18 protein-coding genes are annotated in these 13303 nt (G+C 60.2%); 4 read left to right on the plus strand and 14 right to left on the minus strand.

The window, feature by feature from the left end; all coding sequences use genetic code 11:
* The 3 genes from AC6RA8_RS06900 to AC6RA8_RS06910 form a co-directional block, all read right to left on the minus strand.
* The coding region (locus AC6RA8_RS06900) for a DUF1513 domain-containing protein (protein ID WP_500351496.1) at positions 1-326 on the minus strand (326 nt) is incomplete at its 3' end.
* The gene (locus AC6RA8_RS06905; protein WP_500351498.1) at positions 326-1294 is read right to left on the minus strand and encodes an imelysin family protein; all 969 of its coding nucleotides are present in this window, start codon (positions 1292-1294) and stop codon (positions 326-328) included. The genes AC6RA8_RS06900 and AC6RA8_RS06905, both read right to left, overlap by 1 nt.
* Position 1295: 1 nt before the next feature.
* Complete coding sequence (locus AC6RA8_RS06910) at positions 1296-2819, minus strand: di-heme oxidoreductase family protein (RefSeq protein WP_500351500.1); 1524 nt, start codon at positions 2817-2819, stop codon at positions 1296-1298.
* A 94-nt stretch (positions 2820-2913) separates the two neighbouring features.
* Here AC6RA8_RS06910 and AC6RA8_RS06915 point away from each other — a divergent pair, with 94 nt between their 5' ends.
* Positions 2914-3315, plus strand: a complete 402-nt coding sequence (locus AC6RA8_RS06915; RefSeq protein WP_500351501.1) for a hypothetical protein — start codon at positions 2914-2916, stop codon at positions 3313-3315.
* A 107-nt stretch (positions 3316-3422) separates the two neighbouring features.
* Positions 3423-3893 carry a Dps family protein gene (locus AC6RA8_RS06920; protein WP_500351503.1) on the plus strand — a complete coding sequence of 157 codons (471 nt, stop codon included), beginning with the start codon at positions 3423-3425 and terminating at the stop codon, positions 3891-3893.
* 162 nt (positions 3894-4055) lie between these two features.
* Here AC6RA8_RS06920 and AC6RA8_RS06925 read toward each other — a convergent pair whose 3' ends face one another.
* From AC6RA8_RS06925 to AC6RA8_RS06950, 6 genes are all read right to left on the minus strand, one after another.
* Complete coding sequence (locus AC6RA8_RS06925) at positions 4056-4472, minus strand: hypothetical protein (RefSeq protein WP_500351505.1); 417 nt, start codon at positions 4470-4472, stop codon at positions 4056-4058.
* A gap of 23 nt (positions 4473-4495) precedes the next feature.
* The gene (locus AC6RA8_RS06930) at positions 4496-4753 is read right to left on the minus strand and encodes a DUF1289 domain-containing protein (protein WP_500351506.1); all 258 of its coding nucleotides are present in this window, start codon (positions 4751-4753) and stop codon (positions 4496-4498) included.
* Positions 4754-4917: 164 nt separating this feature from the next.
* Complete coding sequence (locus tag AC6RA8_RS06935) at positions 4918-6177, minus strand: imelysin family protein (protein WP_500351507.1); 1260 nt, start codon at positions 6175-6177, stop codon at positions 4918-4920.
* Positions 6178-6210: 33 nt separating this feature from the next.
* Positions 6211-6681, minus strand: a complete 471-nt coding sequence (locus AC6RA8_RS06940) for a hypothetical protein (RefSeq protein WP_500351509.1) — start codon at positions 6679-6681, stop codon at positions 6211-6213.
* The gene (gene hemP, locus AC6RA8_RS06945) at positions 6678-6851 is read right to left on the minus strand and encodes a hemin uptake protein HemP (RefSeq protein WP_299206126.1); all 174 of its coding nucleotides are present in this window, start codon (positions 6849-6851) and stop codon (positions 6678-6680) included. The genes AC6RA8_RS06940 and hemP overlap by 4 nt, the downstream gene beginning before the upstream one ends.
* Before the next feature lie 323 nt (positions 6852-7174).
* On the minus strand, positions 7175-8194 hold the full coding sequence (locus AC6RA8_RS06950; RefSeq protein WP_500351511.1) for an extracellular solute-binding protein: 1020 nt from the start codon (positions 8192-8194) through the stop codon (positions 7175-7177).
* A 198-nt stretch (positions 8195-8392) separates the two neighbouring features.
* Between AC6RA8_RS06950 and AC6RA8_RS06955 the strand changes: the two genes are divergently transcribed.
* Positions 8393-8587, plus strand: coding sequence for a hypothetical protein (locus tag AC6RA8_RS06955; protein ID WP_500351512.1), 195 nt, complete (start codon positions 8393-8395; stop codon positions 8585-8587).
* Positions 8580-9065, plus strand: coding sequence for a hypothetical protein (locus AC6RA8_RS06960; protein WP_500351514.1), 486 nt, complete (start codon positions 8580-8582; stop codon positions 9063-9065). Before AC6RA8_RS06955 ends, AC6RA8_RS06960 begins: the two co-directional genes overlap by 8 nt.
* Before the next feature lie 2 nt (positions 9066-9067).
* Here the strand turns inward: AC6RA8_RS06960 and AC6RA8_RS06965 are convergent, their stop codons facing one another.
* The 5 genes from AC6RA8_RS06965 to AC6RA8_RS06985 are packed head-to-tail and all read right to left on the minus strand — an operon-like array spanning position 9068 to position 13299.
* Positions 9068-9526, minus strand: coding sequence for an Rrf2 family transcriptional regulator (locus AC6RA8_RS06965; protein ID WP_500351515.1), 459 nt, complete (start codon positions 9524-9526; stop codon positions 9068-9070).
* Complete coding sequence (locus AC6RA8_RS06970) at positions 9523-10344, minus strand: heme ABC transporter ATP-binding protein (RefSeq protein WP_500351516.1); 822 nt, start codon at positions 10342-10344, stop codon at positions 9523-9525. The genes AC6RA8_RS06965 and AC6RA8_RS06970 overlap by 4 nt, the downstream gene beginning before the upstream one ends.
* Positions 10341-11348: a FecCD family ABC transporter permease gene (locus AC6RA8_RS06975; protein WP_500351518.1), complete on the minus strand. Its 1008-nt coding sequence runs from the start codon at positions 11346-11348 to the stop codon at positions 10341-10343. The genes AC6RA8_RS06970 and AC6RA8_RS06975 overlap by 4 nt, the downstream gene beginning before the upstream one ends.
* A 56-nt stretch (positions 11349-11404) precedes the next feature.
* Entirely contained in the window at positions 11405-12259 is an 855-nt protein-coding gene (locus AC6RA8_RS06980) for a heme/hemin ABC transporter substrate-binding protein (RefSeq protein ID WP_500351520.1), read from the minus strand.
* Complete coding sequence (locus AC6RA8_RS06985) at positions 12259-13299, minus strand: hemin-degrading factor (RefSeq protein ID WP_500351522.1); 1041 nt, start codon at positions 13297-13299, stop codon at positions 12259-12261. Before AC6RA8_RS06985 ends, AC6RA8_RS06980 begins: the two co-directional genes overlap by 1 nt.
* Between the last annotated feature and the right edge of the window lie 4 nt (positions 13300-13303).

Below are 13303 nucleotides of genomic sequence, written 5' to 3' on the forward strand. Positions count from 1 at the left end.
CCGTAGAAGTGCCGCCCCGTTGGCGCGCGCAGGGTTTGGGTCACGTCACCGGTGCCGCAGTCAATCACCTTTGCGAAGGTGCCGGGGCGGCGGGCAATGGCAACGGCTTCTGCCAAGTGGGGATGCGCGGCGGCGGCATGACCGCGGGAAGGCAGGGGAACGCGAAAAGCCATGTCGCCCGCGGTAGTGAGCCCGACAAGCAAGTAGCGCCCCTCGCGGTCCATGGTGGCGCTGAGCGCGATCGGGTTTCCCACATCTGCCCATCCGAGTGTGGGGGTGAGCGAGGCCGAGGTCAGTCCGGCCAGAAAGGCACGACGAGAGGGCATCAATCCCCGTCGAGCGCGTTGAACCCCGCGCTGATGCCAAGTGGTGTTCCGATCTCGCCTATGACGGAGACCTGCACCGCACGTACAGCCTGTTGCAGCACCTCGACCTTGAAGCGTTCCGCGGGGTCTGCCACGCCTGCCAATGCGGGATCGTCCAGCGCATCGGCCCGCGCTTGTGCCTCGGCAAAGGCGGCGCTGGTCGCACCCAGATCTGCGTCGGTCATCGCTGCGGCCAGCCGTTCCAGGGCGGCCAGCTGCAATTCGATGTGGCGAAGGGATCGTTCCGAACGCCGCGCTTCGGCCCGGCGGGGTCTGGGTCGGTCGAAGGTGCCTAGAGGTCGACCAAGGCGTTGATCATGCAGGAATTCAAGACCTGTGGACAATGCCGTGTAGAGGGCACGGCGTGCCTCTGTCTCGCTTTGAAAGCGGGTGTTGCCGTCTGTGCCTGCCGTCAGCATCTGATCTGCAAATTCGGGCCATGCGGCGTTCAGGCTGTCGGACTTTAGCGCCAGACCAGTGGCGATGGCCTGCGTCAGACGACAGGCGTAGTCCGCATCGGGCTGCGGTTCATATAGCATCTGTTCAAGGGCGGTGAACCCCTGCGCCGCGGCAGAAACGTCGCCAAACGCCTCGGGTTGATCGACGATGGGGTCGGCTGCTGTGGTCAGGCGCGCAAGTGCTTTGCCAGTGCTGTTCTTGGGGTCGGGCCAGAATGACATGGCGAGTGTTAGAGCCTGATCTTCCAGCGGACCGACATGGATGTGACTGATGCTGATCCAAGCGTCGTAGGCAGCATGAAACGCCGGTTGAAGCGCATCGGGGGTGCAATCGGCCTGTGCCGCGTCTGCAAGCTTCGCCGTTTCGTCCGCAAGGCGCGCGTAGCCGGGCAGAATGTGGTCCTCGATTGCCATCCGCACATCGGCATGAGCGGGCAAGGCAAGGAACGGCAGGATGAGGGCAAGGCGCATGTCAGAGGCTTTCAAGAAAACGGATCAGGGCGGCGCGATCAGGCGGGGGCATGTCGATGACCGTTTGTTTGTGAGGTTCTGCCTCGCCACCGTGCCAGAGCACCGCTTCGAGCAGGTTGCGCGCCCGTCCGTCATGTAGGAAGAAAGTGTGCCCGGACACGGTTTCTGTCATACCGATCCCCCAGAGCGGGGGCGTGCGCCATTCCAGACCATTTGCCCGCCCTTCGGGCCGGTTATCGGCCAGACCGGGCCCCATGTCGTGTAAAAGCAGGTCGGTGTAGGGCCAGATCAGTTGAAAGCTTTGTTCGGGTTGACCATCGAGCCTGTGGGTGACGTGTTTGGGTGTGTGGCAGGAGATACAGCCGGTCTCGTAAAACACCTGCTTGCCCCGCAACACTTGCGGATCGTCAATGTCACGCCTCGCGGGCACGCCAAGGTTCGAAGAATAGAACGACACCAGTTCAAGTCCCACATCCCCGATCTCTGCATCATCATGCGCGGCTGTATTGCCGTTGGGGGCCGTGCGGCACTTGGTCTGCGATTCAGTACAGTCGCCATAGCCTGCGGGATGCAACGTGGTTGAAATGCCGATGTCGCCGGAAAAGGCGCCTGCCGATTGTTCCCAGACAGAGGGCTTGCCCGCTTTCAAGCCGAACCGCCCCAGCATTGGCACACCGTATGCGTTGGACATGACGATCTGGGCTTTGCCGGAGATGCCATCACCATCCGCGTCATCCGGGTCGGCCAGTGCGAGGATGTCCGCCGCGGGGATCGCGTCGAGCAGGCCCAACCCGATCATTTGCGGGGCCACGCGCGGACTGAGCATGACATCTGGGTGCAGCGGGCCGTAGCCGAGGTTGGTGAGGTCATAGGTGGGGTGTCGGAGGGAAGCGGTTTCGCCGCCCGAGAGCGCGATGGCTTCTTCGGTGTAGATGATCTGCAGCTTTGCCTCTGCATCAACCCCTGCGACCGAAAAGTCTTGAATCTGGCCGCCGTAGTTCGGGTCGGGCTGGGTGGCGATGTAGCCCGCAATGTCTTCAGCAAATGCCCCACCAGGAATGGATACACGCATGAGCATGGACGTTGCGTTGTCGTCTGGCCCGGCAGGTGGATGACCGCGCCCGTCTTTCAGGTGACACCGTTGGCAGGAGCGCGCGTTGAAGAGTGGCCCCAGCCCATCGGATGCAAGCGTGGACGACGGGGACGACACCCACAGTTTTTTGAACAGACCGTTGCCAACTTTGAAATCCAGCTCTTTTTCAAAGCTGATATTGCCCGATGGTTGACTGAACGCGTTGCGCGTGTCGCTGACGCGCACGGATGCGGCTCCGGCAGGATTGTTTTCGAATTGTTCGGCTTTTGTGAAGTCGGTGGTTGGCTGCGTGACGGCCGAGATGCGCTCGGCCTCGGCCGCCGTTCTTGGAATCACAGGCAGGTGTAAGTCTGTGAGTTCGGCTGCTGCAGCCGTAGGTAATGTCAAAAGTCCGACAAGTACAGTCGGGAATATGCTTGTGATCTTGCTCATAGCTTATAAATATACTCAGGAATTTGTATTGGCGAGGTGATTCCTGCCTCGAACCCTTGGAGAGACCTGCGACATGGTGCCCTTGCGATTGGATATGGTAGCTGAACCGCGGCCCGTTCGGCCCGTGTCTGCCGAGGCATTCGCCTTTATCAATCACTTGCGTTTCATGTCGATGTCGTGCCGGTCCAAACCGCGTGCGGACTTGTTTGAAGCCTGCGCGCTGTTGCATGTGACCCGCACCGCTTCGCAGGAGGCCCATGCCGAAGCTTTGATGCGCTGTTTGAGCCAAGCGCTTGGAAAACCGGCGCGCTTGCATGCGCCGGGGACGCTCGAGATGTCCTTTGACGAGACTTGGCTGATACAGCTCGGCCAAGCTGCAGTGCGCCAGGACGAGGCAAGCGTCGGCTTTCTGTTGAGGTCACGCGTGCTGCCGGAACACCGTCGTTTGGTCCGGTTTCTGGTGGGTCGCATTTCAGAGTATTTTTCTCTGGTTTAGAATAATTCTAAAAATCTCTTGCCTATCTGATTTGGCTGCCTAGTTACTGTTGGGCAAGCCAGCCAGCACCGTGCAAGCCAGCATCATAATTGAAGAGGATTGTAGGGATGACCCAAACAGCTGTTGCGCTGTCTACCGATGCGCGTGCCGCCATTGCCGAAGCACTGAACCAGTCTGTTGCGGAGACCGCCGTGACGACAATGTTGGCGCAGAATTTCCACTGGAATGTAAAAGGCATGGCCTTTGGCCCGCTGCACGACCTGTTTCAGAAAATTTACGAGGATCATTTTGCCGCGCAGGACGATCTTGCGGAACGTATTCGCGCGATTGATGCCCATGCCGAAGGCACGCTGGCGGGCATGATCGCAAGGTCCAAGGTCAAGGAGCATGAGGGTCACGCGACCGACAAAGAGATGATCAAAATCATGCAGGAAGCGCAGGAAACGCTGGCTGCTACTCTGGCGGGGTGTGGTGAACTGGCGGCTGAGCATGGTGACACCCTGACTGAGGATCTGTGTATCGCGCGCGGTCAAGAGCACGAAAAGTTCGCCTGGTTCCTGCGGTCGCACCTGGCCTAGGCCATTTCCGATCTGCACAAGGGCAAAGGACGCCACCCAGATTTCCAGCCACCATATTGGCAGCAAGATTTCAAGGCAGCGACCCAAGCGGAGGTCAAGCCACGTTCGTGACAGCGGCGTTTGGCTTGACCTTTCTTTTTTGGCGGTGTGTGTACCCCCGCGTCAATTCAACGGCACGACCGAATGGAATGGCGGGGCGAGCTTCACCGCATTGACGCAGACGGCCTTATCTTCGAAAGCATTGTCGATCCGGCACGCTCCGATCACCATCTGGTAGCTCTCTACCTGTGTTTCCGTGGCAGAGCAGGGGGCGTTCGGGGTTTCAAACGTGGCGGATGCCACCGCGCCCGGCGCGACGTTCATGAATGACGCCCCCTTGGAGCGTCCAACCTGCGTATCTCCGACATAGTTGAGGAAGAAGGCATTGATTTCGGTGAGCGTCGTCGCGGCCTGGTTCGTCAATTCGACGGTGATCGTACAGTAGTAGTCGCGCTTGCCGATATCGGTCAGGGCAAGCTGGTAGTCGGCCAGTGCGGGACTGGCAAAAATGGTGCATACAGCAATCAGTCGACGGAGCATGGTTTGTCCTAGCCGTTTTAGCCTCAGGCCACATCCCGGACTGCGGCGACCGGTTTGACCTTTTTCTTGAGACACTTGCGCAGATATTGTGGTGCCCAGTGGCGATATCTGCCCAAGCGGGATTGTTGACCGATCAGCATCTCGACAAATGCTTTGCGGTGTTTGTCCTTTTTCAACTGCTTGAACATCGACTTCTGTGTCTTGGTCATCGAACAGCCGATACAATGCCCTTCGCGTTTGAACTTGCACACGTCGATGCAGGGGCTTTGGGTCTTGGCCATTCTGAAACCTCGCTGTTGCTGGGCTGAGCTGGGTATTCTGGTCTGGATTTACAACGCGCGCACCGGAAACGCGGAAACATCCGGTGCGCGCGAGGTGGCCACCCGGAGGATGGCGGTGTGCGCGGTGGGATTTAGGGAACGCCGCGGCCGCGCACGGGGAGCTATTATTGGAACACAGCGTCTGGGTTATCGAGGCTGTCGGAGCCTTCGAATTCGATCGCGTCCACACCAAGCGCTGCGACCGCCCGTTCGATCGAGCGGGTTTGGTCTACCAGCGCGTCCACCGCACCCATGATCAGGGCTTCGCCCGCTTCATTGCCGCGTTCGAGCATCATGTCATAGGCGAACCCGGCTTCGGCGGCGGTTTTCATTTCGGACATTTCCAGCATGGTCGCATCCAGCTTGGCGCGCAGTTCGGTGTCGATACCCGCGTCAGCGGCTGCCACCAGCGACGACAGGCTCTCGCCGGACACCACGGTGCCGTCGATGGACGTGTAGCTGCCCAGGTAGACGTTGCGGATGCCAAGTGCGTCATAGAAGTGGCTGTTATGCGTGTTGTCCGAGAAGCAATCATGCTCTTCCTCGGGGTCGTTCAACAGCACGCCAAGGCGCATCCGTTCACCGGCCTGTTCGCCATAGCTGAGCGAGCCCATGCCCGTCAGAATCGTGCTGATCCCGGCGTTTTCGTCTGCGGTCAGTTGGGTGCGGGCGTCCCCGCCGTCCTGCCATTGCGCGACCATCCATTCCAGGTCGGACACCAGCAGCTCCGTTGCTGCTGTCAGATAGTCTGCGCGGCGGTCGCAGTTTCCGCCTGTGCATGCATCACCCGCGGCGTAGTCTGTCCAGGCGCGGTTGCCTGCACCTGCGTCGTGGCCGTTCAGATCCTGGCCCCAAAGCAGAAATTCGATGGCGTGATAGCCGGTCGCCACGTTTGATTCCACACCGTCCGCTTCGTGCAGCGCGCCTTCGAGCAGCTCGGGTGTGATGGCCGAGGCATCAACGGTTTCGCCCGACAGTGTGAAGGTCGCGTTCGCCACGACGTTCAGCACGGCATATTCGTTTTCATCCGTAGCCCCGCCATAGGAGGCGTCCACGTAGTCGATCAATCCTTCGTCCAGCGGCCAGGCGTTTACCTTGCCTTCCCAGTCATCGACGATGGCGTTGCCAAAGCGGTAAACCTCTGTTTGCTGATAGGGCACGCGAGACACCAGCCATGCCTCTTTCGCGGCTTGCAAGGCTTCGGCCGAAGGGTTTACCGTCAGGTCGTTTACCGCTGCCAGCAGTGTTTGAGCCGTGGTCAGGCTGTCGGTGTATTTGGCAAGCGCAATATCAGCATAATTGTCTAAAACGGCCGCCTTGTCCGCAATTGCGGGGGCTGCTGCCAATAGCACTGTCCCGAGTGCCGTGGTCATTGTCAGTTTCATAGGTGGCTTTCCCTTAATTTGTTTTCTGACGGGTTAGTGCAGAAGCACTTCTTTGGGTGCGTCTGCGGGTGAAAATGGTTTGTGAATGCGCCGGATCGCGGTGCCGACTTCGCCCGCCATAAGGGCGATGTGCTCGGCGTGTGCTGGACCCGACAGCAGCGTTGCAATCAGCGCTGCGTCGTTCAGATGTCCGTCAGATGCCGTGCGGACGAGGTGCACGAAAACGCATTCATCCGATCCAACGCAATTGCACCCCACCTCGTGCCGAACCAGCGGGCGGGAGGCCGTGCGGATAATCTTTTTCACGAGGCTTTCGAAATCTTGCCAGGCACGGTCGGCTTCGGGTGCGGGGAACACATTGCTGTAGTCCTTGCGCGCTTGCGACTTCCCAACGGGACCTTCGCACCACAAGCGCAGGTTCAGGACAAGGTTGGCTTCCCATTCGTCCATGCGATTGAGGGCTGCGACGGCGGCACCACCGCGGGCATGATGTGCATTGTTCATTTTGTGAGTATCAACTTGCCGGCGCGGGTGATGCGCAGGTAGTAGACCTGTCCATCCAGTACGATGGACGCTTGCACGCCGTCCTTGATCAGATCGCGGGCGTCATAGGTATCGATCTGCTGCGGGTCGGGCGCTGTTGTTGTGTTCGGGACCTGTGTCATCGCATTCATGATGCTCGCTCCAGATGATCAAGCATGCGCTCAAGACATTGATCATCGCCGTAGAGCCCACCAAGGGCACCCTGCAGCAGTTCCTGGCAGCACGGCTTTTCACAGCACCTGCGGGCTCTCTCGCGTTTGCTTTCCTGTCGTCTCACCATGTCTCACCTCCTGTTGGGTCAGCGGCGTCCGGGCTGCCCAAATTGGGTGGCTGAGACTCATTGCAGATATGTTGATTGTTTTTGTCGGGTACGTCAATCCTGACAATTCCAGTAGGAAAAGAAAAGGCGCGGTGAAAGACCGCGCCTTGATCATTTTTCAGCGTTTAGGCGGAATTACTCCCAGCCCACCTCGTTAAAGATCTTCTGAGCGGTGGGCACGTTCTTGGCTACCTCGGTCAGATCCACATCGTCCGGGCGGAACAGGCCGAGGGTCGCCACCGATGGGCTGAGACCTACACCAGGAACAGCCGGGTATTCGTCATTGCCGGCCGAGAAATATTGCTGTGCCTGATCGCTGGCCAGATATTCCATGAACGCGATTGCGTTTTCCTTGTTCGGAGCGTTTGCAGCAACGCCTCCACCGGACAGGTTCATGTGTGCGCCTTCGGCATTCTGCGCGGGGAAGACCCAGCCAATGTTGGCGCGGGCATCGGCAGGCAGTCCATCGACGTCTTTGCGGATGGCGCGGGCGAAGTAATAGGTGTTCGAGATCGAAATGTCGCATTCACCGGACACCAGGCCACGCAGTTGATCGGTATCACCGCCCTGAGGTGAGCGGGCAAAGTTATCGACCACACCCTGTGCCCAGCCCTTGGCAGCTTCTTCGCCGTAGTTCTGGATCACAGCCGACAGCAGTGTTTGGGAGTAAACGTTTGAAGACGAGCGGTGACACACTTGGCCTTTGTAGGCAGGGTCCGCCAGATCCACATAGGTCGCGGGCGGGTTTGCCACATCATTTTTGTCGTAAAAGATGATCCGCGCGCGCTGGCTGAAGCCGAACCACTGATTGTCGCCGTCCTGCAGGTTGGCGGGGATACGCGCTTCGAGCGTTTCGCTGTCGATCGACTGCAACACGCCTGCATCCTTCGCGCGCTCAAGGCGAGAAGTGTCGACCGTCAACAGGATATCCGCGGGCGAGTTGGCACCTTCGGCCTTCATCCGCTCGATCAGCTCGTCAGCCTTGCCTTCGATGCGGTTGATGGTGATGCCGGTGGCTTCAGTGAAATCCGAATACAAACGTTCATCGGTGTCATAGTGGCGCGACGAATACAGGTTCAGTTCACCTTCGGCCGCAGCGCTGGTGGCGGTGATGGCCGCAGCAGCAAGGGTGACGAAATAGGTTCTAGCAGTCATGGAAATACTCCCTGTTCCCACAGATCTTAATCTTACAGAAACAGTCAATTACAGTAGCCCCAGCGGAAAGCAAGCCTTTCCGAGCAAAATTGTCGGAAATGACTTGCAGAATCCTGAGTTTTTCTATCATCTTTCAACAACTAAGCCGCGAAACCGTTCGTATGCCCGGGAATTCTGTTCTGAATGGGGGCTCTGGCGATGTCACGAGATCTACCGGGGATACTGCAGCTGTTGGAATTTGCAGCCAAGTTTGCCGACGGCGTAAATCCTGATCTGCTGCGGGTGCGCACGCATCCAATGGATGCCTATTGCCACCGGGTCGTGCCTAGACACGGTCCGGCAAGCATCGCCGACGACATAGGCCGAACAGTCGAGGATGGGTATGATGGCTGATCGACCAAACAATTGCTGCCGCCGCGTGTCTCTGGGCGACACCTTACTGGAGGCGTTGAGCGTGGATACCGTTGAGTACGGGTTTCTGTCAGCCGCACGGTATTTCTGCGCATCCTTTTCAGCACCGCATGAAGCTATATGGGTGACGGCCATGCTTGGATCCGACCATTTCTTTCCCGGCCCCGATAGCGCCGAAAAGATGCGCAGGGCCTTGGCTGTCGTACACGAGATGCGCACGTGGCGCCGGTCGACCTTTCGCTTTTCCAATCCCCGTTGCCAAGGGTGTGCCAGCATTGTCACTGAAGACGAACGGCACCTGTTGCAACTGGTGCAGCATGCGCGGGCGCACCGTGTATCCATGCTGGCCTCATCGGCCATGCTTTTGTGCGAGGGCCATTCAACCGACCGCGTGATCGCCGCCGCGCGCGGCTTTGCCGATTGCGTCGGCGCTTCGACGCGCGACACGATCTCGGTGTGACCTCAGGCGTCTTCGACTTCGAACAGGGCAGGGATCGCGGGACAGGGCACCAGCTCATTATCAATCACATCCGCCAGCGTTGTGCGGTGAAGAAACAAGTATACATGCGCGCTGAGCCCTTCCCACAGGCGGTTGGACAAGCACTGGGCTTGCGTCCCTGACGCTCCGCCCTTGGCCCCGGCGCCCTGACGCAGCGCATTCACGGATTCGTCCACGGCGGTCAGCACAGCATCAATGCGGATGTCATGGGCTGAGCGGGCCAGCCTGTATCCACCGGCAGGACCACGCACAGATTTGACAAGTCCATGCCGCCTGAGCTTTGCAAAAAGTTGTTCGAGATATGGCAGGGATATGTCTTGCCGTTGGCTGATGTCATTCATCGATACCAGCCCGGTGTTTTGGTGGAAGGCGATATCAACCAGTGCGACCAGCGCATAACGCCCCTTTGTGCTGAGCTTCATGGTGCGTCTCCTTGTCTTGCAAAACTTGTGGTGCCGACCGCGTGGACGCTGTGTGGTAGCACGAAGGGCGCCATCCCTTGAGGCGCTGCGTTGACCCGCAGGTCGCATCCGTATGCGCGCGACAGCACCTCGTCCGTCATCACATCGACCGGGTGGCCCGCGGCCAGAACCTGACCTTCAGCCATGACAAGGACATGGTCCGCAAACAGTCCCGTCAGGTTCAGATCGTGCATTACAGCGACAACGCCGCCACCTGCGTGCGCGAAGTGTTGGGCGATCCGCATCACTTGCAATTGATGCGCGATGTCGAGACTTGAGACGGGTTCATCCAGAATGAGCCAGTTCGGTCCGGTGGCCGTCGCTGGTACCCAGACCTGGGCCAGAATGCGGGCCAGTTGCACCCTTTGCTGTTCGCCACCTGACAGTTCCTGATAGTACCGGTTGGCGTAGCCTGCGAGGCCCACCCGCGCCAAGGCCGCACTGGCGCGCCCTTCATGATCCGCTTCACTGCCCGAGGTCAGACCGATTTTGACCACTTCGATCGTGTGAAAGGGAAAGGCAAGTGTCGAGGCTTGTGGCAACACACCCCGCACCGCCGCCAGTTCCCAGGGTTGTGCGCGGGATACATCAATGTCGTTCAGGGCTATTGTGCCATCGTAAGGTAGGTCCCCGCATATCGCCTTGATCAGGCTCGATTTGCCGGACCCGTTTGGCCCGACGATTGCCGTCAGGGCCCCGGGCTGCGCATCAATGTCTAGCCCGTCGATGACGGTTTTGCGTCCATAGCGCACAGACAGGTTGCGCACGCACAGAGTCACAGGTCCACCATCCCGCGTTGGCGCAGCAGGATCCACAGGAACACAGGAGCGCCCAGCACTGCCGTGACGATGCCGATGGGAAGCTCTGCCGGGGCGATGATGACCCGTGCAATCACGTCGGCGAGCACCAGCAACAAGGCACCCAACAAGGCCGCATTGATCAGAAGCGGGCGGTGGTCAGGGCCGGTGGCCAGTCTGAGCAGATGCGGCACGACGATGCCGATAAACCCGATACCACCCGACACGGCGACCGCGGCCCCGGTCGCGGCCGCTACCGTCAGAATTGCGATGTTCTTGACCCGTTGGACGCTCAGCCCGATATGCGCCGCAGTCGCTTCGCCCAAGGCAAGCCCGTTCAATCCGCGCCCGAGGGTGGAGGCCGTCAGAATGGCGATCACAATGATTGGTCCGGCGGCAAGAACCTTGGCCCAGCTTGCGCCGCCAAGCGATCCCAGCCCCCAGAACGTTAGGTCCCGCAATTGCCGGTCGTCAGACATGTAGACGAGGATGCCCGACAAGGCCCCGGCCAATGCGCCAAGGGCAATGCCCGCAAGCAACATTGTCGCCACCGAAGTGCGCCCGCGCCGCGTCGACACGCGATAAAGCAACAGCGTGCTGCCCCATCCGCCCAGAAAGGCGGCCACCGGGACCAGTTGATCTCCGATCGTTAGTACGAGCCATGCAGGTGCAAATCCAACCAGGACAATGGCCGAGATCGCCCCCAAACCCGCACCGGCGCTGACACCCACCAATCCAGGATCCGCGAGCGGGTTGCGAAAGAGCCCCTGCATCACCGTGCCGCCCATGGCCAGCGCAGCCCCAACCAAAACTCCCAGCGCCAGCCGCGGTGCGCGAATGTCCCAAAGTACGATCGCCTCAGTCCGTGTCAGCGCTTGCCCCGTGATTACCTTTTGCAGCGCCGGGCCCAGTGACACATCGGTCGCGCCCACCGTCAGGCTGAACAGGCTGACAACCACAAGTGCGACTGCTAGCCAGACATGCATGTGCCGCGCCCGCGACACACGGCCTTGCGGTATATGATCTGCCAGCGCCAAGGGCGCTAGACCGGATAAAGGGCGCGGTTCAGCGCGGTGACTGCATCCGCCGTGCGCGGACCAAAGCCCAACAGGAACAGCCCATCCATGCGGACCACTTCACGATTGCGCGCAGCAGGCGTCGCCAGCAGAGCAGGCAACGCAAACAGTTCTTCATCGGTCGAAGCATGATCTCCGCTGCGATCCATCATCAGAATGACATCGGGCGCTGCAGCGCTGACGGCCTCGTCTGACAAAGGCTTGTAGCCCTCGAAGTCGGATATCGCATTGATTGCACCTGCCATGCGGATGATCCCGTCCGCACCGGTGCTTGTGCCAGAGGCCATGACACGTCCCCCTTGGGTGGAGAGGATAAACAGCACGCGCTTCTTGTCTGCATTCCGCTGCGAGGCGCGATCCTGCGCCAATTCAAGGGCAGCGCGGCATTCAGTGGCGAGTGTTTTGGCCTGGTCCGGCACCTCTAGTGCGTCGCCGACGGCGTTGATCTTGTCCTCGATGGCGCTTGCATCATAGCCCTCGGGCACTTCTGCAAAGTCCACCGCAGCGGCGCGCAAAATGTCGATCACTTCGGGTGGGCCTGCCCCTTCTGCCGAGACAATCAGGGAGGGGGCGAAAGACAGGACCCCTTCGGCGGATAAGCTGCGCATGTACCCGATGTCGGGCAGATCCTGCGCTTCGGTCGGGTATGTCGATGTAGCGTCGCGCGCAAGTAGCCGATGCCCCTGACCAAGCGCATAGATGATCTCGGTCACGTCGCCGCCGATTGCGATGACATCCTGCGCGTCGCTGGCGGCAAAGGTGCGGGTTGTCTGTGTCGCGGTAAGCGCCAGCGACAGGGCGATGAAGTCACGGCGGTCCATCACGCGGCGATCCCGTCAAGCTCTGCAACGATGGCGCGGAAGGCGGGGCGGCTGTCGCGCCCTTCCTTGGGCACACCGAAGACTTGGAAGATGAGCGCGCCATCGGCATCGAACGCCTCGACCGACGTGGCGGTGCCGCGCTGGGTCGGTTTATCCACGGCCCAGACCTCGGCCATATGCTCGCGGCGCAGATGCAGGTTGAAGCGCGGGTCCATGACGTTTTGCCATGGCCCCATGGGTTTGAGCGAGTGCAGTGCTCCGGTGTGGATCTGGATGCAGCCGCGGTTGCCGACGAACAGCATCACCTCGGTTTCGGTGCGTTGCAGGTCGGTCAGCAGCGTGTCGACGGCGGAGGGGTCGAGCGGGCGGGCGAAGGGGTCTCCGGCGGCGTGGTATGCACCGAGGCGGTTCATCTTGAGTTGGGACACCAGCCGGAGGAACTGGTGGGTGTCTGTCATGCGCTGCCATTCCTTGCGCAAGATGTCGATCTTGTCCTCGGCGATCTTGGGCGCTTCGGGCGGTTGACGGTCGGAGAATGTGCCGTCGGGTGACTGATTATCCGAGGCCAGTTTGGTGATCAGATCGGCAAAGGCCGCGTGGTTGGAGCCATCGCGCAGGATAATCTTGTGCACGGCGTCGCCTGCCGCATCGAAGACTTGCAGGCTGCGCCGCGTGCCTGCGTCGCTTTCGCGTTCAACGAGGAAAGCGTGCTGCCAGTGGCTGCGGAAGATGCGCAGGTCGATGTCTTCGGTCAGGATCATCGCGGCGTGGTGGCCGGTGTGGTAGTTGTCGTATGTCCCGATCTTCTCATGCACGCATGAGGCGTTGCGGGTGAGCGCCATGACTTCGCCCAGTTGCTGGGCGGCGTCCATGACCACGTTTGGATGCGGATCGATGCGCGTGACGCCGTTGCCGCAATAGGCGGCAACCAGCGCGCCTTCGCTGATGCCGAGACTGTCGGCAAAGTCGCGATCGCGGGTGTCGGGGTTGTCCGCGCGGCTGGCGCGGATCGTTTCGGCGGAGAATTGAGGTGCAGACACGCGG

The organism is Tateyamaria sp., assembly GCF_059783535.1.